Annotated in this window: 20 protein-coding genes and 1 pseudogene; 11 read left to right on the forward strand and 10 right to left on the reverse strand. The window is 65.7% G+C overall.

Annotated elements, in window-relative coordinates; all coding sequences use genetic code 11:
- Window positions 1–75: 75 nt before the first annotated feature.
- The 5 genes from IAE56_RS15355 to IAE56_RS15375 all read right to left on the reverse strand — a co-directional run bounded on the left by IAE56_RS15355 (window position 76) and on the right by IAE56_RS15375 (window position 7,104).
- Entirely contained in the window at window positions 76–450 is a 375-nt protein-coding gene (locus tag IAE56_RS15355; RefSeq protein WP_200753121.1) for a DUF805 domain-containing protein, read from the reverse strand.
- Between the two features lie 69 nt (window positions 451–519).
- Window positions 520–1,797, reverse strand: coding sequence for a replication-associated recombination protein A (locus tag IAE56_RS15360; protein ID WP_234456118.1), 1,278 nt, complete (start codon window positions 1,795–1,797; stop codon window positions 520–522).
- A 222-nt stretch (window positions 1,798–2,019) separates the two neighbouring features.
- A complete protein-coding gene (gene lolA, locus IAE56_RS15365) occupies window positions 2,020–2,658 on the reverse strand; it encodes an outer membrane lipoprotein chaperone LolA (protein ID WP_200753123.1) in 639 nt (212 codons plus the stop codon).
- A gap of 111 nt (window positions 2,659–2,769) precedes the next feature.
- Window positions 2,770–4,707 carry a DUF3857 domain-containing protein gene (locus IAE56_RS15370; RefSeq protein WP_200753124.1) on the reverse strand — a complete coding sequence of 646 codons (1,938 nt, stop codon included), beginning with the start codon at window positions 4,705–4,707 and terminating at the stop codon, window positions 2,770–2,772.
- A 36-nt stretch (window positions 4,708–4,743) separates the two neighbouring features.
- Window positions 4,744–7,104 carry a DNA translocase FtsK gene (locus IAE56_RS15375; protein WP_200753125.1) on the reverse strand — a complete coding sequence of 787 codons (2,361 nt, stop codon included), beginning with the start codon at window positions 7,102–7,104 and terminating at the stop codon, window positions 4,744–4,746.
- Window positions 7,105–7,337: 233 nt separating this feature from the next.
- On the opposite strand from IAE56_RS15375, the gene trxB reads away from it, so the two are divergent.
- Window positions 7,338–8,309, forward strand: coding sequence for a thioredoxin-disulfide reductase (gene trxB, locus IAE56_RS15380; protein ID WP_079221869.1), 972 nt, complete (start codon window positions 7,338–7,340; stop codon window positions 8,307–8,309).
- A gap of 873 nt (window positions 8,310–9,182) precedes the next feature.
- On the opposite strand, the gene IAE56_RS15385 is transcribed toward trxB, so the two are convergent.
- Entirely contained in the window at window positions 9,183–9,593 is a 411-nt protein-coding gene (locus IAE56_RS15385; protein ID WP_200753126.1) for a hypothetical protein, read from the reverse strand.
- Between the two features lie 233 nt (window positions 9,594–9,826).
- Here IAE56_RS15385 and IAE56_RS15390 point away from each other — a divergent pair, with 233 nt between their 5' ends.
- Both IAE56_RS15390 and IAE56_RS15395 read left to right on the forward strand, forming a co-directional pair.
- Window positions 9,827–10,111 (forward strand): peptidogalycan biosysnthesis protein, encoded by a 285-nt coding sequence (locus tag IAE56_RS15390; protein WP_325167196.1) that lies wholly within the window; start codon window positions 9,827–9,829, stop codon window positions 10,109–10,111.
- A pseudogene (locus IAE56_RS15395) lies at window positions 10,087–10,212 on the forward strand (thioredoxin-disulfide reductase); the annotation flags it as partial. The gene IAE56_RS15390 and the pseudogene IAE56_RS15395, both read left to right, overlap by 25 nt.
- A gap of 204 nt (window positions 10,213–10,416) precedes the next feature.
- Here the strand turns inward: IAE56_RS15395 and IAE56_RS15400 are convergent.
- Window positions 10,417–11,169: a hypothetical protein gene (locus IAE56_RS15400; RefSeq protein WP_234456119.1), complete on the reverse strand. Its 753-nt coding sequence runs from the start codon at window positions 11,167–11,169 to the stop codon at window positions 10,417–10,419.
- Between the two features lie 190 nt (window positions 11,170–11,359).
- Here IAE56_RS15400 and IAE56_RS15405 point away from each other — a divergent pair, with 190 nt between their 5' ends.
- From IAE56_RS15405 to IAE56_RS15420, 4 genes are all read left to right on the forward strand, one after another.
- Window positions 11,360–12,484 (forward strand): GNAT family N-acetyltransferase, encoded by a 1,125-nt coding sequence (locus IAE56_RS15405; protein WP_200753127.1) that lies wholly within the window; start codon window positions 11,360–11,362, stop codon window positions 12,482–12,484.
- Between the two features lie 49 nt (window positions 12,485–12,533).
- Window positions 12,534–13,274: a leucyl/phenylalanyl-tRNA--protein transferase gene (aat, locus tag IAE56_RS15410; protein ID WP_108768834.1), complete on the forward strand. Its 741-nt coding sequence runs from the start codon at window positions 12,534–12,536 to the stop codon at window positions 13,272–13,274.
- A gap of 86 nt (window positions 13,275–13,360) precedes the next feature.
- Complete coding sequence (infA, locus tag IAE56_RS15415; RefSeq protein WP_005409596.1) at window positions 13,361–13,579, forward strand: translation initiation factor IF-1; 219 nt, start codon at window positions 13,361–13,363, stop codon at window positions 13,577–13,579.
- 202 nt (window positions 13,580–13,781) lie between these two features.
- A complete protein-coding gene (locus IAE56_RS15420) occupies window positions 13,782–14,165 on the forward strand; it encodes a hypothetical protein (protein WP_200753128.1) in 384 nt (127 codons plus the stop codon).
- Window positions 14,166–14,222: 57 nt separating this feature from the next.
- On the opposite strand, the gene IAE56_RS15425 is transcribed toward IAE56_RS15420, so the two are convergent.
- The 3 genes from IAE56_RS15425 to clpS form a co-directional block, all read right to left on the reverse strand.
- Complete coding sequence (locus IAE56_RS15425) at window positions 14,223–14,513, reverse strand: HigA family addiction module antitoxin (RefSeq protein WP_200753129.1); 291 nt, start codon at window positions 14,511–14,513, stop codon at window positions 14,223–14,225.
- Window positions 14,514–14,702: 189 nt separating this feature from the next.
- Window positions 14,703–16,985 carry an ATP-dependent Clp protease ATP-binding subunit ClpA gene (gene clpA, locus IAE56_RS15430; protein ID WP_200753130.1) on the reverse strand — a complete coding sequence of 761 codons (2,283 nt, stop codon included), beginning with the start codon at window positions 16,983–16,985 and terminating at the stop codon, window positions 14,703–14,705.
- A 305-nt stretch (window positions 16,986–17,290) separates the two neighbouring features.
- Window positions 17,291–17,617 (reverse strand): ATP-dependent Clp protease adapter ClpS, encoded by a 327-nt coding sequence (gene clpS / locus IAE56_RS15435; RefSeq protein ID WP_079221861.1) that lies wholly within the window; start codon window positions 17,615–17,617, stop codon window positions 17,291–17,293.
- A 110-nt stretch (window positions 17,618–17,727) separates the two neighbouring features.
- On the opposite strand from clpS, the gene IAE56_RS15440 reads away from it, so the two are divergent.
- From IAE56_RS15440 to hflD, 4 genes are read left to right on the forward strand one after another with little or no spacing between them, the layout of a single operon-like run.
- On the forward strand, window positions 17,728–18,216 hold the full coding sequence (locus tag IAE56_RS15440; RefSeq protein WP_200753131.1) for a hypothetical protein: 489 nt from the start codon (window positions 17,728–17,730) through the stop codon (window positions 18,214–18,216).
- A 1-nt stretch (window position 18,217) separates the two neighbouring features.
- Complete coding sequence (locus IAE56_RS15445; protein ID WP_200753132.1) at window positions 18,218–18,679, forward strand: NUDIX hydrolase; 462 nt, start codon at window positions 18,218–18,220, stop codon at window positions 18,677–18,679.
- Window positions 18,676–19,818 (forward strand): tRNA 2-thiouridine(34) synthase MnmA, encoded by a 1,143-nt coding sequence (gene mnmA / locus IAE56_RS15450; protein WP_108768829.1) that lies wholly within the window; start codon window positions 18,676–18,678, stop codon window positions 19,816–19,818. The genes IAE56_RS15445 and mnmA overlap by 4 nt, the downstream gene beginning before the upstream one ends.
- Window positions 19,815–20,429 (forward strand): high frequency lysogenization protein HflD, encoded by a 615-nt coding sequence (gene hflD, locus IAE56_RS15455; protein ID WP_108768828.1) that lies wholly within the window; start codon window positions 19,815–19,817, stop codon window positions 20,427–20,429. Before mnmA ends, hflD begins: the two co-directional genes overlap by 4 nt.
- Window positions 20,430–20,500: the final 71 nt, after the last annotated feature.

Genomic DNA, 20,500 nt, shown 5'->3' on the forward strand with positions numbered 1-20,500 from the left:
CGCGCGCGCGCGATCCGGGGGCCGCGCGCCTGGGGCGGCGCGGGGCCATGCCCGGCGACCACCCCACACAGGGACTCAGCCGAATTCCGGCGGCACCGGGCCGTACTGGTTTGCTTCCGGTGTGCCCGGCAGCAGGGTGAACACGAAGATCACCAGGCCGCCAAACGGGATGAGGGCCAGCAGGTACAGCCAGCCCGACTGGTTGCAGTCATGCAGGCGGCGCACGGTGACAGCGATGACCGGCAGCAGGGTGGCCAGCCAGAACAGGACAAACAGGATGATCGACGCGATGCCCAGGCCATCGGACTGCATCACCAGCGCGGTGATCATCGGCACCATCAGCACCACCGAGACGATCAGCATGAACAGCTGGAACATCCAGTATTCGCGACGGTTGGCACGACCGTCGAACTGGGCGTAACGCTTCAACGGCAGGATGAGCTGGTCCATGGCAGGAAAGTCCTTGGGAAAAGAAGGCGCGCAGTGTGCCAAAAGCCGGCAGGCGCGACAAACCCCCGATCAACGCCCCTTCGCCGCCCTCGCCGCCTCGCGCTCTGCGCGCAGCCGGTCCAGCTTTTCCTTCAACTTGATCTCCAGCCCGCGCGGCACCGGGTTGTAGTAGACCCGCTCGCCCATTGCGTCCGGGAAACCCGTCTGGTCCAGCGCGATACCGCCTTCGGCATCATGGTCGTACTGGTACTCGGCACCGTAGCCGAGCTCCTTCATCAGCTTGGTCGGGGCGTTGCGCAGGTGCAGCGGCACTTCTTCGGTACCGCTTTCGCGCACGTCGGCCTTGGCCTGGTTGAAGGCCGCGTAGCCGGCGTTCGACTTGGCGGTACTGGCCAGATACAGCACCAGCTGCGCGAAGGCGAGCTCGCCCTCCGGGCTGCCCAGGCGCTCGTAGATATCCCACGCTTCCAGCGCCATGCTCTGCGCGCGCGGGTCGGCCAGGCCGATGTCCTCGATGGCCATGCGGGTCAGCCGGCGCGCCAGGTAGGACGGATCGCAGCCGCCATCGAGCATGCGCGTCAGCCAGTACAGCGCGGCATCCGGGTTGGAACTGCGCACGGATTTGTGCAGGGCCGAGATCTGGTCGTAGAACTGCTCGCCGCCCTTGTCGAAGCGGCGCGTGCGGTCGGCCAGCACCTGGGTCAGGGTCTGCGGGGTGATACGACCGCCCTCCCCGCCCGCCAGCTCGGCGGCGATTTCCAGCAGGGTGAGCGCACGGCGCACGTCGCCGTCGGCAGCCGTGGCGATTTCCAGCAGCAGCTCGGGCGCCACTTCGATGCGCTCTTCGCCGAGACCGCGCTCGCGATCACCCAGCGCACGCTCCAGCGCTTCGACGATGTCGGTGGGCGAGACGCCTTCCAGCACGTGCACGCGGCAGCGCGACAGCAGCGCCGAGTTCAGCTCGAACGACGGGTTCTCCGTGGTGGCACCGACGAACAGGATGGTGCCGCGCTCGATATGCGGCAGGAACGCATCCTGCTGCGCCTTGTTGAAGCGATGCACTTCGTCCACGAACAACACGGTGCGTCGGCCTTCAGCGAATCGCTGCGCCGCCTCGGCCAGCACCTGGCGCACTTCCGGCAGGCCGGACAGCACGGCGGAGATGGCGCGGAATTCGGCGTCGGAGTATTCGGCCAGCAGCAGCGCCAGCGTGGTCTTGCCGCAGCCCGGCGGACCCCACAGGATCATCGAGTGCACGCGGCCGGATTCGACCGCACGGCGCAGCGCGCTCTCAGGCGCCAGCAGGCGCTTCTGCCCGACCATTTCGTCAAGGGTGCGCGGGCGCATGCGCTCGGCCAGCGGGCGCAGATGATCCCGATCGACGCTCAGCAGATCGGGGCCGGGGAATGAAGTGGAACGATGTCTTGGCACCTGGTCATTGTACCGCGCCCCTCATTGGTAGCGCCGGGCCATGCCCGGCGGATCAACATCGTGCCAACCAACGGTTGGCGCCCACCAGAGCGGCGGGTCCGCGCATCGGTAGCGCCGGGCCATGCCCGGCGACCCTTATCAATTGCCGATGACGTCGGTGCCCTTCGCCGGGGTGAAGCTGAAGGTGCCGGCGGCGAAGCCCGGGTTGCGCTTCCAGCCACTGAAGGTGATGACGGTGCGCTGGCCGACGGCGTCGGTGATTTCCATCTTGGCCAGGCCCTGTGCGTTGAAGCCCAGTGCGGCGTACTGGAAGCTGGCTTCGGTGTCGCGCTTCGGCGACAGCGACAGCCACTGCAGGCCGTCACGCTTGGCGGCCTCTTCGCTCAGGTCGTACTGCTGCTCCAGCAGTGCCGGGTTGATCAGCGCGGTCAGCGGGCTGTTCTGCTCTTCCTTGCCCTGCTCGCGCACGGTGGCCTGCTCCAGGTCCGGCTCGTACATCCAGACTTTCTTGCCGTCGGCCACGATCAGCTGTTCATGCGGGCGCACGTATTCCCAGCGGAACAGGCGCGGCGCCGACAGGGCCACGCGGCCGTTGGTCGATTCCTTCACCTTGCCGCGGCTGTCGAAGACCTGCTGGCTGAACTGACCATCCAGGCCCTTCAGGCCACTGGTAAAGGTCTTCAGGTCATCGCGGGCGCCAGCCCAGGCGCTGCCGGCAGCGGCACAGGCCACGGCCAGGGTGGTGGTGGCGAGGAAACGACGGAAGCGGATGTTCATGCGGGAATCCTGTGGGCGCATTCGCCAGGAAAGTTGGGAGCCAGTGTGCCCGGGCAAAGATGAATGGGCGATCAGGGCGACATTATGCCGCCCCGCACGTGCATCGGCGATTCAGCCAGCCGCGCCCGGCAATCTGCCGTACAGCACCTGCCCGCGGAAGCCACGCCGCACTTCGCGGTACAGCGCCCGGAACGCCGGGTAATCCTGCGGCTGGCACAGGGCATCGGCACCGCGCACGGCGTTCTGCTGCAGGCGGTGGTGGACGATCACCTCCTGCCCTTCCCGCGCCCAGTCCACCCGGTAGTCACCAGCGGCATTGCTGAAATGCTGGCTCTGCGGGATGGCGATGATCGGCACGCTGCCCGGGAACTGCAGCCGGTAGGTCTCTTCGCGCAGGCTGGCATTGCAGTAGAACGGGGCTTCATTGGCAGGCGCCGACGCCGTGGCGTACAGGCCACGCACCGACTCGCCGCCCGGCGGGTCGGGCACAGCCATGCCGCCGGCCACGCTGAAGTCCACGTAGTCCTCGGCCTGGAAGGTCATGCGGTAGCCGAACGGATGGGTCAAATCGACCGGCACGCCCTGCAGCTGCAGCTGGCCGCGCCCGTCGAAGCCGGAGGCGGCCATGATCGACTCCTCGGCACGCGCGCGGTTCTGCGCGTTGAGCTGGGCGAACTGCGCACGCATGCCGATCTCGGTGTTGTCGCTCAGCTGCGGCACGGTCTCGCCGCTCAGGTTGCCCTGCGCATCGAAGGTGAAGCGCACGTCCATCGCCGCGGCGTTGCGCTGAGGATCGTTGGCCGGCGTACGCGCCAACGACGCGTCACGGGTGCGCAGTACCGGCGCGCCGAGGTCGCCGTCGGGCAGCTGGCCGAAGCGCGCCCAGGCGCTGGTCGAATCCAGGTAGAGATCGAACTCGGGCACGTAGGTGATGGCGTGGTTGAAGCGACCCAGCACCGGAATCTTCGGCAGCGTCGGGCCACCACCCGCGCCGATCAGCACCGGGGAGCTGGCAATGCCCTTCGCCGCCAGCAGCGCCTCCAGGATCACCACGTGGTCCTTGCAGTCGCCATAGTGGTTGTCGAGGATGCTCTGCGCGCTGTTCGGCTCCAGCCCGCCATTGCCCAGGTACACCGCCACGTAGCGGATGTTCTGCGCCACCCAGCGGTACAGCGCATCGGCCTGCGCCTTGCGGTCGCTGATGCCGGCAGTCACCTCATCGGCCAGCACCTGGATCTGCGGTGTCACCTGGGCCGCCTCGCCGGCCTTGACCTGGTACGCGTGCCCGACCTGGGCCCAGTCACGGAACGTGCTGGCCATGATGTTCGGGCCGAACTCCCAGACGGCCGCCGTCCAGTTCTGCGCCTGCATCGGATCGCGGCGCTGGTAGCGCCAGCGCCACTGCGCCTGGCCGTTCTTCACCGTCGGCGTATCACTGCCCTGCACGCCACGACTGTCCACATCCATGGGCAGGCTGGCCGGCGCACTCAGGGTCACCTCGGCATCGTCGTACTGGGTGAACACATTGAAGGTCTCCCACAGGCCGAAATAACCGGGGAAATACGGGGTCTGCTGGGTGCGGCGCACCTGGTACACCAGGCGCGTGCCCGGCGCCAGGTTCGGGAACACGATCACCCGCACCTTGCGGTCGGCGTACATCGCGGCCGCCGCACTCGAATAGCTTTCCTGGGTGTAGATGCGGTCGGCCGGCACATCACGGCGCTGGCCATCGGCAGTCAGCGTGTAAGCGCTGACCACGTCCAGGGTTTCCATCTTCTCGCTGTAGCTCAGCCGCACCTGGCTGAACTGCTCGACCGCCGCCTTGGTCTTCAGCAGGATCTCGTAGGTCTCGGTCTGCACGTTGCCGGCATCCGGCCGCACTACGTAGTCGGCGCGGTAGCGGACGAAGCTGAAGTTGTTGCTGGCCTCGGCATTGCTGCCGACCGAGGGTGGCGCCGGGTTCGGCGCCGAGGCGGACGCCCCGGCCAGGGCCGGGCTGGCGGCAAGCAGGCAGGCCAGCGCCAGCGCGCAGGGAGCGGGTCGGAACATGCGTCGGATCCTTGGACGTCGTAGGCGTGGCGGGACTTACTTCGGCGGCGGCGGTGCCAGCACCGTGCGGTCGCCGTTGTGTTCGGGAGCACTGACCACGCCGGCCGCTTCCATGGCCTCGATCAGTCGTGCTGCACGGTTGTAGCCGATCTTCAGGCGGCGCTGCACGCCGGAAATGGACGCACGACGGGTCTCGGTGACCACGCGCAGCGCCTCGTCGTACAGCGGGTCGGACTCGTCGCCGGCCGCGCTGGTTTCCGGCAGGCCGGTGGCACCGACCACCACGCCGTCGCCCATCGTCTGCACTTCGTCCAGCACGCCGTCGACATAGTCGGCCGGGCCCATCGCCTTCAGGTGCTCGACCACGCGATGCACTTCATCGTCGGAGACGAAGGCGCCGTGCACGCGCTCGGGCATGGCGGTGCCGGGCGGCAGGTACAGCATGTCGCCGTGACCCAGCAGGGTTTCCGCGCCGGACTGGTCGAGGATGGTGCGCGAATCGATCTTCGAGCTGACCTGGAAGGCGATGCGGGTCGGGATGTTGGCCTTGATCAGGCCGGTGATGACGTCCACCGACGGGCGCTGGGTCGCCAGGATCAGATGGATGCCGGCCGCACGTGCCTTCTGTGCCAGGCGCGCGATCAGCTCTTCCACCTTCTTGCCGACGATCATCATCATGTCGGCGAATTCGTCGATGAAGATGACGATGAACGGCAGCGTCTCCAGCGGGCGCGGGGCTTCGCCCAGCTCCGGGTTCGGCTTGAACAGCGGGTCCATCAGCGGCTGGCCGGCGTCCTGGGCGTCCTTCACCTTCTTGTTGAAGCCGGCCAGGTTGCGCACGCCCACCGCGCTCATCAGCTTGTAGCGGCGCTCCATCTCGGCCACGCACCAGCGCAGGCCGTTGGCGGCCTCCTTCATGTCGGTAACCACCGGCGCCAGCAGGTGCGGGATGCCCTGGTAGACGCTCAGTTCGAGCATCTTCGGGTCGATCATCAGCATGCGCAGGTCTTTCGGCGAGGCCTTGAACAGCAGGCTGAGCACCATGGCGTTGACCGCCACCGACTTGCCCGAACCGGTGGTACCAGCCACCAGCAGGTGCGGCATGCGCGCCAGGTCGGCCACGGTGGACCGGCCGGCGATGTCCTTGCCCAGCGCCAGGGTCAGCACGCTGGCCGACTTGTCATACTCCTTCGAACGCAGCAGTTCGGAGAGGTAGATCATCTCGCGGGTGACGTTGGGGATTTCCAGGCCGATGACCGACTTGCCGGGGATGACGTCGACCACACGCACCGACTTCACCGACAGGCCGCGGGCGATGTCCTTGTCCAGCGAGCTGATCTGGCTGACCTTGATGCCTGGTGCCGGCTCGATCTCGAAGCGGGTGATGACCGGGCCGGGATTGGCGCCGACCACCTGCGCGTCGATGCGGAAATCCTTGAGCTTGAACTCGATCTGCCGAGACAGCGCGTCCAGGGTGTCCTTGTCGTAGCCAACAGGCTGCGGCTTCGGATCATCCAGCAGGGCCAGCGGCGGCAGGTCCGAGCCATCGCCGTTGACGCCACGGAACATCGGAATCTGCGTGTCGCGCTTGGCCCGGTCGCTCTTCTCGATCACCGGCTCCGGGCGCGGCTCAATCTTCACCGGCTCGCGCTTGGCGCGCACCTCGGCATCGGCCTTGCGCACTTCCTGGCGCTCCTCGCGCATGGCGCGGGTCTGCTGCCACTCGGTGGCCTGCTCCTTCTTGCGTTCCAGCAGCGGCGCCAGCGACATCACGCCACGGCCGATCTTCTCCATCACCGCGAACCACGACAGGCCGGTGGCCAGGGTGATCGAGGCCAGCAGCAGCACCAGCACGAACAGGTTCGCACCCAGCGCACCGAAGCCGACAGTGAGCGAGTTGCCGACCAGTTTGCCGAGGATGCCGCCCGCGCTGGACACGTCGCCACTGAACAGTCGAACGTGCAGGAAGCCGGTACCGGCGATCAGGAAGCCGACCAGACCGACCAGGCGCAGGGCCGGATCGAGATCGTTCTCGCCCTTGCTCTCACGCTTCAGGCCGAACATGGCGATCCACGCCAGCGCGCCGAGCACGACCGGCAGCAGGAAGGCGATGTAGCCGAACAGCTGCAGCAGCACGTCGGCGATCCACGCACCGGCGCGGCCGCCCATGTTGTGCACGGGCGCGACCACGCTGCCGGTGTGCGACCAGCCCGGATCACTGGCTGAATAGGTGAACAGGCTGGCGGCCAGATACAGCAGCGCCGGCGCGATGGCGATCAGGCCCAGGTCGCGCCAGAGGCGCTGACGGCGGGGATTGTCGGTCGTGGCCGCTGCCGCCGAGCGACGCGACGCCTTTTTGTCGTCGGACTTGGAGCGTTCGGGCACCTGCTTCGCCACCTTAGACCATACCTTTGGAATGCGCTGTTAGTGTTTGATAATAAACGACACGGCGTCAGTTTTCAGTCACGGGGGCCATCCACGGTGCCGACAGGCGCCAAAACCACCCGTGGGTGACGGCGTTCTGTTCATCGGCTTGAATCACCCCGCCCCAGCCGCCACTCTATGACCTGCCGAGGATGCTGCGCAAACATCGCCAGCGCCTTGTCCCATCTACCTTTTCGCGAGTTTACATGAGCACCAGCCTGCCCTCCCGCCACCAGCGCCTCGTCATCCTCGGTTCCGGCCCGGCCGGTTGGACCGCCGCCGTCTACGCCGCCCGCGCCAACCTGAAGCCGGTCGTCATCACCGGCCTGCAGCAGGGTGGCCAGCTGATGACCACCACCGAGGTGGACAACTGGCCGGGTGACGCCCACGGCCTGATGGGCCCGGACCTGATGGCGCGCATGCAGGCCCACGCCGAGCGCTTCGAAACCGAGGTCATCTTCGACCACATCCACACGGCCGACCTGTCCCAGCGTCCGTTCAAGCTGATCGGCGACAGCCACGAGTACACCTGCGATGCGCTGATCATCTCCACCGGCGCCACCGCCAAGTACCTGGGCATCCCGACCGAAGAAACCTTCAAGGGCCGCGGCGTCTCCGCCTGCGCCACCTGCGACGGCTTCTTCTACCGTGATCAGGACGTGGTCGTTGTCGGCGGCGGCAACACCGCTGTCGAAGAAGCCCTGTACCTGTCCAACATCGCCCGCAAGGTCTACCTGGTCCACCGCCGCGACACCCTGAAGGCGGAAAAGATCATGCAGGACAAGCTGTTCGCCAAGGTCGCCGCCGGCAAGATCGAGACCGTCTGGCACCACCAGGTGGAAGAAGTGCTGGGCAACGACGCCGGCGTGACCGGCGTGCGCGTGAAGTCGACCCTGGACGGCAGCACCCGCGACATCGACGCCCACGGCTTCTTCGTGGCCATCGGCCACCACCCGAATACCCAGCTGTTCGACGGCCAGCTGGCCATGAACAACGGCTACCTGGAAATCCGCTCGGGCCTGGGCGGCAACGCCACCCAGACCTCGGTGGAAGGCGTGTTCGCCGCCGGCGACGTGGCCGACCAGCACTACCGCCAGGCGATCACCTCGGCCGGCTTCGGCTGCATGGCCGCACTGGACGCCGAGCGCTACCTGGATGCGCAAGGCAAGGCCAGCTGAGGCTTTGACCCAACGGTTGTAGCGTCGAGCCATGCTCGACTGAGGAAAACGGGCGCGAAAGCGCCCGTTTTTTCATCCTGCTGTCGCAGCCTCGACTCCTGTGGGGACGCCAGGACTTGCAGCCGCGCCTCCTGGCCCTGCGCACATGCGCAGCTCCGGCTGTGAGGGCCATCAGCCTAGAATACTGTCCACCCCGTCCCCGCCAGCGTCGTAGTGATGAATTCCATTATCCTTGACTGCCAGAGCGGCGTAGAGCACCCATTGAATGACGGGCTCACAATCGGGCTACTCGCTCGAAGAGACGCTTTGGCCGCGCTGGTAAGGCAGGTCAGAGAGACTGAACTCGAAGAGCTGGAGGAACGGGAACGGAGCATGTGGGTCCAATTTCCCTACCCGTTTGTGTACGGAGCCTTCAGCTGGTTTGCCACAAGCCTGACCGCCTATCTCCAACTGCTTCCAGTTGCAGATCGACTCAGGAGGGACCCATCCCTACTCCATACCCTCGCTCAAGACCGTAATTCGGCCAGGAAGGCAGGCTTGGATCTAGTCGATAGTGCGTGCCCAGAAATCCAGGCATGGAGAAATCAGGTTGGCGCGCATGCCGCCCTGGCTGACCCAAGGAAGCAGGACAACGCCGCACTACTGCTTGCGTCCGTGACCCACACCATTTCCGCGAGAAACCAGCGATTCTATGTCGGCGTCGGCGGGCATGCGATCGTCTCCACTGAAGACAGAAGCGTTCTCGCGTCTCATAGCTGGAGAGCTTGGTCCATCACAGAGACATATGAGCGTTTGACACCGCGCTTTTGGCCCGACAGCACACTGACTTCAATGTCATAACAGTTGTGTGGGCATTGCTCACTGCCACAGCCCTCACTCAATCGCTTGAATGACACGCTCAAAGTTTGAGAGAAACGCCGCCTTGTCGATCAGCTCCTTGCTGCGTTCCGTCTTCTGAGTGATTTGCAGGACGCTATCCTCTATCAGCATTCGAAAATTTCTTCGCAACACATCCTCCGACACGCCTTTCCAATCTTGCTGCGCGAGTACAAGATCGAGTGAAAGGCTGGCTCGCGCCTTCGAGTGCCTGAGCCTTGACACTCCCCGAGGCTCAAACTGCCAGATGCTTCCGCTTACTCGCAGAACAAAGCCAATCTCCATGATTGAGCGGAAATAGCTGCCGCACAAGTGATGACCAAGCGCGTGCCGGAACTCGTCTCGGAGCGGATTCACCACCTTGTCCGATTGGCTGTCCCCATACTGCGCTCCAATAGTGACCTTCAAGAGCAGTCCTCACAACAATGTAAGAGTGAACCTTAGCTAAGAATCGCGTTCATCAGGGAAGCAACAGAACGATGCCGTACGCCGCAGGCACCCTAGGAGGACGCCGCGGCAAAATCGACCGCGCCATCCATCTTTGCTTTCGGCCCGATTGCGACAACTGCTAGATTTTTCACTCGAATCTGCCCTAACCTCAGCTCAAGCCTTCCGCCTGCCTCCTCGACTCCCTGCAGGCCATTCCCGCCACCGACTGGGATGCGCGCACGACAGCCGCAACCCTTTCGTCAGCCACGCCGTCCTGTCCGGACTGGAAGCCCACGGCTGCCTGCGCGAAGACCGGGGAGGCAGCCGAGGCACCTACCTTGTGGGATGACGACACCCTGCTCGGCACCATTCTCGGCCACCTGAAAACGAATTCCCATGGCGAGTTCGTGTTCGACCATGCCTGGGCCAACGCGTGCGCGCGGCATGGTCGCGACTACTACCCGAAGTGGAAGTCGCGTTCGCTGCTAGCGACGTGATCCGCCAGTACTACCGCCAGGCCATCACCTCGGTCGGCTTCGGCTGCATGACCGCACTGGACGCCGAGCGCCACCTGGACGCACAGGGCAAAGCCCGCTGACGCCTGCACCGATCTTGTTGAATCGAGCCATGCTCGACTGCGGAGAACTGGCGCGCAAGCGTCCGATCTTCTTCTCGGCCCGGCACGCAACGAACCGAGAACGGCACCGGCTTCGAAGCAACCCCGTCAGCGTCCAGCACATGCGTTTCCCACCCGAGCGTGCCAGAACTTCCAGCACCACAGCTGATACCAATTCTGGTTGGCTCATCGGGGGATGGGAAATTCGTTCCACATGTCAGCACGCTCTGGAAACAGAGCCTTGAGGTGGTAGCGGGATGACATGTGCTCCCAAGGAAGGTTCGACTCAGGATGGAGCTCATTTGATCGACTCCGCGCCCGATGCACGACCAGGCCGCTCCGCTGTTCAATCAACGCTTGCAGCTCATCACCATAGACCGGGCTGAGGGTGTCTTCCTGGAGCCCAAGCGAAGCTGGCCGCTGGAACTTCCACTCTCTGCTGGGATGCAGGCTGATGTACCCATGACTCGACGAAACCAAGGCAGAACTGTGTGCTGATTTCCTCCCGCTCCGCATCGGAACACTCAAGTCCTCCGGGTAGTAGTCCTCCAAGGCCCTCCCCTCGAAAAGGAAGTGGATATCATTCACCTCCAGCCCAGACTTTTCTGCGAAGAAACGCAGCGAGGACGCCATTGGCTGTAGAAACAATTCGTCATAGCTACCCTCCGGTCCCGGAAGGTATCCAGGGCCAAAGTTGATCGTCATTGATCGCTTACTCACATCAAGACGAATGCTCACACTGACCTGCCTCAACTTTCCCGCCTTCTGAAGGTGGCGCGTCAGCTGTCCGGCAGCTTCCTGCTCAAGCATTGCAACCACCTCGGTATAGATGCCCGGGTCTTCCACAACCACCGGAACCTCGACCCCGCGCCCCGATGCGTCTGACACACAGGTCATGGCACACGCAACCGCCACAGCAGCTAGCTTCATCCTTTGCATTGCACGTTCCTCTCTTGGGCTTGATGCGCCGTTCTTGCGGGACGCCCACACCCTGCGCCGCACCACCGCTGCGGTCCTCCACCAGCTACGCACAACCAAAGATTTCCAACTTCCCTCACGGCAGCCCCGAAACAGACCAGCCCGAATCCGCCAGCCCCGTTCGCATCCCACCTGCCCTATCCTTTCCCCCATGCCTTCCGCCCGCTTCCTCGACTCCCTGCAGGCCATTCCCGCCACCGACTGGGATGCGCTGCACGACGGCCGCAACCCTTTCGTCAGCCACGCCTTCCTGTCCGGACTGGAAGCCCACGGCTGCCTGCGCGACGACTGGGGCTGGCAGCCGCAGCACTTCACCCTGTGGGACGGCGAGACCCTGGTCGGCGCCATCCCCGGCTACCTGAAGACCAACTCCCATGGCGAGTTCGTGTTCGACCATGCCTGGGCCAACGCTTACGCGCGACATGGTCGCGACTACTACCCGAAGTGGCTGGGCGCAGTGCCGTATTCGCCGGTGACCGGGCCTCGCCTGCTCACCCGTCACGATTCAGATCGACCCGCCCTGCTTTCAGCGCTCCGGGAGCAGCTACCAAGGCTCGATGTGTCGTCGGCGCACATCAATTTCCACACCTCCGACGACGATCAGGCCTTCAGCGATGATTGGCTGTTGCGCGAGGACGTGCAGTTCCAATGGCAGAACCCGGGCGACTGGACCACGTTCGAGCAGTTCCTTGGCGCGATGGATCACAAGCGCCGCAAGAACATCCGCCAGGAACGCGCCAAGGTCGCCCGCCAGGGCATCAGCTTCCGGGTGGTGCACGGCGATGAGGCCAGCCGCGCCAACCTGCAGGCGATGTACAGCTTTTACCTGCAGACCTTCCTCGAGTACGGCAACGCACCGGCGCTGACCGAGGCGTTCCTGCGCCACCTTGCGATTTCGCTGGGGCGCGGGCTGGTGCTGTTCCTGGCCGAGTACGAGGGCGAACCCATTGCCGGTGCGCTGTGCCTGCGCGGTGGCGACACGCTGTACGGCCGCTACTGGGGCGGCGCCACCCTGCCTGGTCTGCACTTCGAGGCCTGCTACTACCAGGGCATCGAGTACTGCCTGCGCGAGGGACTGGCGCGTTTCGAGCCGGGCGCACAAGGCGAACACAAACTGGCGCGGGGATTCCTGCCTACGCTGGTGCGCAGCCGGCATTGGGTGGCCGACGCGAATTTTGCCGAGGCACTGCTGGAGTGGTGCCGGCAGGAACGGCGCGACGTGCGTCGGTACCGGCAGGAATTGATGGGGCACAGCCCGTTTCGCGCGGACGGATGACACGCCAACCCAGGCATTCGCGCGGGGCCGCGACGAATACAATGCCCGCATGACCCGCCCGCTGCCCTGGCGCCTGGCCGATGCGCCGGATTCGCCCTTCCCGCCAGCCGAAACCGCGCTGCGCAAACCCGACGGGCTGCTGGCGGTGGGGGGCGACCTGCATCCGTTGCGGCTGCTCAACGCCTATGCCGGCGGCATCTTTCCGTGGTTCAGCGAGGGCGAGCCGATCCTGTGGTGGTCGCCCGATCCGCGCATGGTCTTCCGCACCGATGGCGTGCACCTGTCCAGCCGCTTCCGCCGCCAGTTGCGCGCCAGCACCTGGGAAGTGACCGCCGATACCGCTTTCAATCGGGTGATGCGGGCCTGCGCCGCCGCACCTCGCCCGGGCCAGGACGGCACCTGGATCAGTCCGGAGATGGTGGACGCGTACAGCCACCTGCACGATCTCGGCTTCGCCCACTCGTTCGAGGTCTGGGACCAGCAGACCCTGGTCGGCGGCATCTACGGGGTGGCCATCGGCCGGATGTTCTTCGGCGAAAGCATGTTCAGCGGCGCCAGCGGCGGTTCCAAGATCGCCCTGGCGGCGCTGGCCGCGACCCTGCACCGCTGGGGCTGGCCGCTGGTCGATGCCCAGGTGGAGAACCCGCACCTGCTGCGGATGGGGGCAGTTCACCTGCCGCGCGAGGAATTCCTGCAGCATGTCCGCCAGGCGGTGCGCGAAGAGGGCCGTGAAGGCCCCTGGACCCAGGCCGTCGGACGCCTGCCTGCCCGGGATCTTGCGGGCAATTAACCAGATCTTTGCAAGCTGAGCGAAGGGCGCGTAAAATACCGCGCCTTAGGCCCAGCGTGGCCGTTTTCTGAACCGCACAGGACTACATGTCGAAAGACGATTCCATCGAGTTCGAGGGCACCGTCAGCGAGACGCTGCCGAACACCACTTTCCGCGTTCGTCTGGAAAATGGGCACGAAATCATCGCCCACATCTCCGGCCGCATGCGCAAGAACTACATCCGCATCCTCACCGGTGACCGGGTCAAGGTTGAAATGACCCCGTACGACCTGACCAAGGGTCGTATCACCTACCGCATGAAGTAAGCGGTCGGCGCTCTGCGCCATCCTGACAAGGCCAGCCTCGCTTGCTGGCCTTTTGTCATGCCTGGAATCCGGCCCTGCCGGAGGTCACCCTGACCAAACACACCGTGGCATCGGTCAGGCCGCCTTGAGGCAGATTCGCATTCGCATCGGTGGCGGCAAAGTGGTACCCGATCCAGTCCGGATCGCCATCCCCTGCCCCGCCATGAACATGCATACCCTGCTCGCCTCCCTGGCCCTGTCTGCCGGCACCCTGCTGGCGATGCCCGCGCATGCCGCGGATGTACCTGCTGCCGGAACCGAAGACTGCATCCAGCTGGGCAGCGACCTTCAACTGGTGCGCGCCGGCGCATCACGCAACATCCTGCTGCGCAATGGCCAGGACCATTACCTCGTGCACTTCAAGGATGACTGCAGCAAGGCCGGCTACTCGCGCAAGCTGACGTTCGTGACTGACGGCGAGCAGGGCCAGGTCTGCGGCGCCGGGCGCACCGAACTGCGCACCGACGGCGGTTACTGCGCCGTTGCCAGCGTCGAGCCGATCGATGCGACGGCCTTCAAGCAGAAGGCACGCCAACGCAGTCGTTGATGGCAGATGCAACAAGGGCGGCCGAAGCCGCCCTTGTTGAAGCCGGTGGTGCAGCTGTCAGCCTTCGCGCGCGGCGAGAAGCGACTGCACTGTCGGCTGCTCGCGTCGCCGCGCAAGCCAGAGATCGTAATTCGACTGCAACCCCATCCAGAACACAGCCGTACTCACGCCCGCCATTTCCAGGCGAATGGCGAGGTCCGGGCTTATGCCCGCCTTGCCGTTGATGACGCGGGAAAGCGCAACGCGCGACATCGCCAAGCGGTCGGCGGCCTCAGTGACGGATAGCGAGGCCGGGTCAAACACCATGGCCTTCAGCGTTTCGCCGGGATGGGGGTGGTGATGGATCATGCGGCTCTCAGTGATAGTCCTGATCACGACTGTATTCCGTATCGTTGCGCGATACACCGCGGTTCCCGTATCGCTGTACGGCAGACGTTTGCCTTGATCACCTGCACATGCAAGGCCGTGCGCGACAAGCAGATGCAACAAGGGCGGCCGAAGCCGCCCTTGTCCTGAAACATCCATCAACCCACGCCCTTACTCCACCGTTGCCGGCAGCAGGCGCTCCGGTTCGGCGTGGCTCTCGACCACCAGCTCGTCGTCGCGCACGTCGATGCTGACGCGACCGCCATCGACCAGCTTGCCGAACAGCAGTTCGTCGGCCAGCGGACGCTTGATCTTGTCCTGGATCATGCGCGCCATCGGGCGGGCACCCATCAGCGGGTCGAAGCCGTGGTGGGCGAGCCAGTCACGCGCGGTCGGGGTGGCCGACAGGCTGACGTGCTTTTCCTGCAGCAGCATTTCCAGCTCGATCAGGAACTTGTCGACCACGCGCAGGATGTGCTCGAAGCCCAGCGGCTGGAACTGCACCACCGCGTCGAGGCGGTTGCGGAATTCCGGCGTGAAGCTGCGGCGGATGGTTTCCATCGCGTCGGTGGCATGGTCCTGCTTGGTGAAGCCGATCGAGCGCCGCGAGGCCTGGGCCGCGCCGGCATTGGTGGTCATCACCAGCACCACGTTCTTGAAGTTGGCTTCGCGGCCGTTGGTATCGGTCAGCACGCCGCGGTCCATCACCTGCAACAGGATGTTGAAGATGTCCGGGTGGGCCTTCTCGATTTCATCCAGCAGCAGCACGCAGTGCGGCGTCTTGACGATCTTCTCGGTCAGCAGGCCGCCCTGGTCGAAGCCGACGTAGCCCGGGGGCGCACCGATCAGGCGGCTGATCGAATGCGCTTCCATGTACTCGGACATGTCGAAGCGGACCAGCTCGATGCCCAGCTGCAGCGCCAGCTGCTTGGTCACCTCGGTCTTGCCCACGCCGGTGGGGCCGGCGAACAGGAAGTTGCCGATCGGCTTCTCCGGATTGCCCAGGCCCGAGCGGGCCAGCTTGATGGCCGAGGCCAGGGTGCCGATGGCCGGATCCTGCCCGAAGATCACCATCTTCAGGTTGCGCTCCAGGTGCTGCAGCACGTCCTTGTCGGTCGCGCTGACCTGCTTGGCCGGGATGCGGGCCATCTTGGCGATGATCGCCTCGACTTCCTCGACGTCGATCAGCTCCTTGCGCTGGCCTTCCGGCAGCAGGCGCTGGCGGGCGCCGGCCTCATCGATGACGTCAATGGCCTTGTCGGGCAGCAGGCGGTCGGCGATGTGCTTCACCGACAGGTCCACTGCGGCCTGCAGCGCCTCGTCCGAGTAGGTCACGCCGTGGTGGGCCTCGTACTTGCTCTTCAGGCCCTGCAGGATCTCGTAGGTTTCACCCACGGTCGGCTCGACGATGTCGATCTTCTGGAAGCGCCGCGCCAGGGCACGGTCCTTCTCGAAGATGCCCCGGTATTCCTGGAAGGTGGTCGAGCCGATGCAGCGCAGCTCGCCCGAGGCCAGGGCCGGCTTGATCAGGTTGGAGGCATCCATGGTGCCGCCCGACGCCGAACCGGCACCGATGATGGTGTGGATCTCGTCGATGAACAGCACCGCGTTGGGCACCTTCTTCAGCGCGGTCAGCACGCCCTTCAGGCGCTTCTCGAAATCGCCGCGGTACTTGGTGCCGGCCACCAGCGCGCCCAGGTCGAGCGAATAGATGACGGCATCGGCCAGCACGTCCGGCACGGAGCCTTCGACGATGCGGCGGGCCAGGCCCTCGGCAATGGCGGTCTTGCCCACGCCGGCCTCGCCCACGTACAGCGGGTTGTTCTTGCGACGGCGGCACAGGACCTGGATGGTGCGCTCGATCTCGTCGGCGCGCCCAACCAGCGGGTCGATGCGACCGGCGCGGGCCTGTTCGTTGAGGTTGCTGGCGAATTCGGTCAGGGCATCGCCCTTGGGCTCACCATCCCCGCCCTCCATGCGGCCCTCACCCTCGGGGGAAGACGGCTGCTCGCCCTCCTCGCCCAGCTTGGCGATGCCATGGGACAAATAATTGACCACATCCAGCCGGGTGACGTCCTGCTGATTGAGGTAATAGACGGCGTGGGAGTCCTTTTCGCCGAAGATGGCTACCAGCACGTTGGCGCCGGTGACTTCCTTCTTGCCCGAGGACTGCACGTGGTACACGGCCCGCTGCAGCACGCGCTGGAAGCCCAGGGTCGGCTGGGTGTCGCGGCCGTCGTCTTCGGCCAGGCGGGACACGGAGGCCTCGATGGCCTGCTCCAGCTCCTGGCGCAGGCGTTCGGCGTCGGCACCGCAGGCCTTGAGCACGGCCTGGGCAGACGGGTTGTCGAGCAGTGCCAGCAGCAGGTGTTCGACCGTCATGAATTCATGCCGGGCCTCACGGGCACGCTTGTAGCACTGGCCGATGGTGTGTTCGAGGTCTTTGCTGAACATGGATTACTCCGGCGGCAGATGGGGACAATATGCGGCCTGACTACGCGATTTCCATCACCCTAGCGGATTGCTGCGTTCAGATGGCGTTAGCAGTGCGGATTGCTTGATCATCGTTCACGCCCGGGGCGCCCGCCGGAGCTTCGGCGAACCCTACCCGAGCCACCAGCGATTGCCACGTGATGACCCGCAACGCGCCCCGCCCGGGTTCTTTGCGGGCAAGGCAGGCGGATTGAACGTGAGCACGCAGACGGGGCCAGAGAACGGCCATGGCTGGAACAGTGCGGATTACCGGCGATGCGCCGGGGTCAGGCCTTTTCCATCGTGCACAGCAGCGGATGCTGGTTCATGCGCGAGTACTCGTTGACCTGGGCGACCTTGGTCTCGGCCACTTCGCGGGTGAACACCCCGCAGACACCGCGGCCGCGGGTATGGACGTGCAGCATCACCTGCGTGGCCTTGTCCAGGTCCATGCTGAAGAACTGCTGCAGGACGTCCACCACGAAATCCATCGGGGTGTAGTCGTCGTTGAGGATCATGACCTGGTAGAACGGCGGCGGCGCCACTTCCGGGCGCGCGGGCTCCACGGCAATACCGTGATCGTGATGGGATTCGGGGGAAGACTCGCGGGGCATCTGGACATTATAGAGGGTGCGACGGTCCTGCGTCGGCCCGCCGCGGAATGGACGGCACGCACGGCCGCCGTCACAATCAACGCCTGTCCCCCACGTTTCACAGGATTTTCATGAAAAGGACCCTTCTGCCTGCCCTGCTGTTCGCCCTGGCCGCCGCCGGCAGTGCCGGTGCCGCGACCGCCGCAGAGAGCAGCAAGGCCGACGCCGCCATCGCCCGCCACCTGGAAAAGCTGGGCTACACCTTCGAGGTGGACGAGGACGGCGATTACCAGATGGTGTTCGACGTGGAAGGCGATCGCACCCAGATGGTCTACGTGCGTTCGGCCGTGGAGGACTTCGGCAGCCACAACATCCGTGAGATCTGGTCGCCGGGCTATGTGTCCAAGACCGCGCAGTTCCCCGAAGCCGTGGCCAACCGCATGCTGGAAGATTCCCAGGACGCCAAGATGGGCGGCTGGGTGAAGCAGGACAAGACCGCCATGTTCGTGGTGAAGATCGACGCCGATGCCACCACCGACCAGCTCAGCGACGCCATCGATGCGGCCATCCGTACCGCCGATGCGATGGAGCTGGAGTTGACCAAGAAGGACGACCTCTGAGTTGAACGCCGTGCAGGACCCGCGCTGGGCACCGCATGCCACCGTGGCCACCGTGGTGGTCGACGGCGGCCGCGTGTTGCTGGTGGAAGAAACCATCGAGGGGCGGCAGGTGCTGAACCAGCCCGCCGGCCACCTGGAACCGGGCGAGAGCCTGGCCGCCGCCGCCCTGCGCGAGACGCGCGAGGAAACCGGCTGGACGGTGGAACTGACCGCCTTCATCGGCTGCTACCAGTGGACCGCGCCTGACGGCACAGCGTTCCTGCGCTTCTGCTACGCCGCCCGCCCACTCTCGCACGACCCGGGACAGCCGCTGGATACCGGCATCGACCGGGCGCTGTGGATGGACCCGGCCGAGCTGCAGGCCGCCGGGCCGCGCCTGCGCAGCCCCCTGGTCTGGCAGGTGGTGGCCGACTACCTGGCCGGCCAGCGCCATCCGCTTTCCCTGGTCCAGGAGGTCGCATGAGCAGCCCACGGGTGATGGTCGGCGTGTCCGGCGGTGTGGATTCGTCCGTGGCCGCCTGGCGTCTGGTGCAGCAGGGCGAGGCCGTGGCCGGCCTGTTCATGCAGAACTGGGCCGACGATGGCAGCGGTGACTGCCGTGCCGAGGATGACCGCCGCGACGCGGTGGCCGTCTGCGGCCTGCTCGGCATCCCGTTCCATTTCCGCGATTTTTCCAGCGAGTACTGGCAGGGCGTGTTCGAGCACTTCCTGGCCGAGTACGCCGCCGGCCGCACGCCCAACCCGGATGTGCTGTGCAACCGCGAGGTGAAGTTCAAGCATTTCCTGGACGCCGCCCGCGAACTGGGCGCCGAGCGCATCGCCACCGGCCACTACGCGCGTGTCGCCCAGCGCGGCCAGCAGTGGCTGCTGCTGCGCGGCGCCGACCGGTCCAAGGACCAGAGCTACTTCCTGCACCAGCTGGGGCAGGAGCAGCTGGCCGCCACCCTGTTCCCGATTGGCGACCTGGAGAAGAGCGACCTGCGCCGGATCGCCCGTGATGTCAGCCTGCCGACCCATGCCAAGAAGGATTCGACCGGCATCTGCTTCATCGGCGAGCGTGACTTCCGCGAGTTCCTCGGCCGCTACCTGCCGGCCAAAACCGGCCAGATCCTCGACCCGGCCGACGGCAGCGTCATCGCCGAGCACCCGGGCGTGTTCTATTTCACCCTGGGCCAGCGCGAGGGCCTGAACATCGGCGGCGTGCGCGGCCGCCCGGCGGCGCCGTGGTACGTGGTCGGCAAGGACGTGGCCAGCAACGTGCTGTACGTGGACCAGGACCGGGACAGCAAGTGGATGCTGTCCGACCGCCTGCGCTCGGAAACCGCGCACTGGATTGCCGGGGCCCCGCCGGCCCGCCGCTTCGAGTGCACGGCACAGACCCGCTACCGGCAGCCGGACGAGCCGTGTACGGTCGAGGTGCTGGACGATGGCAGCGTGCAGGTGACCTTCGCCCGCCCGCAGCGCGCCGTGACCCCGGGCCAGTCGCTGGTGCTGTATGACGGCGACGTCTGCCTGGGCGGCGCGGTCATCGCCGCCACCGATGCGCCGCTGGAACAGCGCCTGCGCACCACCCCTTCTCCTTTTGAGGTAATCGCTGCATGAGTTTCACTGTCGACGACCGCGTCCTGGCCCTGGCCGGCATTGCCCAGGCCCTGCAGCAGGTACGCCGTATCGCCGATACCGGCCATTCCGACGCCGCGGCGGTACGTACCGCGGTGGACAGCGTGTTCCGCATCGATGCCGCCTCCCCGCAGGAGGTCTTCGGTGACCGCGACGCGCTGAAATCCGGCCTGCGCCTGCTGCACAACTACTTCCGCAACCAGGGCCAGGACCCGATCCTGCCCAAGCTGGCCCTGTCGGTGCTGCAGCTGGAGCGGCGGTTCGTGCAGGACGGCGCCACCGTGAACAAGGTCGCCTCGGGCATCGAGCGTGCCCAGCGCCAGGCCGCCGAGCTGGGCGACAGCGGCCACCCGGACGTGCTGGCCAGCCTGGGCGGCCTGTATGCCGACACCATCAGCCACCTCAAGCCGCGCGTCATGGTGCAGGGCAACCCGCACTACCTGGGCCAGGCCGGGGTGGTGGCCGAGATCCGCGCGCTGCTGCTGGCCGCCGTGCGTGCGGCCGTGCTCTGGCGGCAGCTGGGCGGCAGCTACTGGGACTTCCTGCTCAGCCGCAAGGCGATGACCGAAGCCGTGGACCGGCAGCTGGCCTGAGGGCCCAGCGCCCGCCGGGCATGGCCCGGCGCTACCGATCAAGCGCCATCAGGGTAGCGCCGGGCCATGCC

The sequence above is a fragment of the Stenotrophomonas sp. S41 genome (assembly GCF_016624625.1).
Lineage (GTDB): Bacteria > Pseudomonadota > Gammaproteobacteria > Xanthomonadales > Xanthomonadaceae > Stenotrophomonas.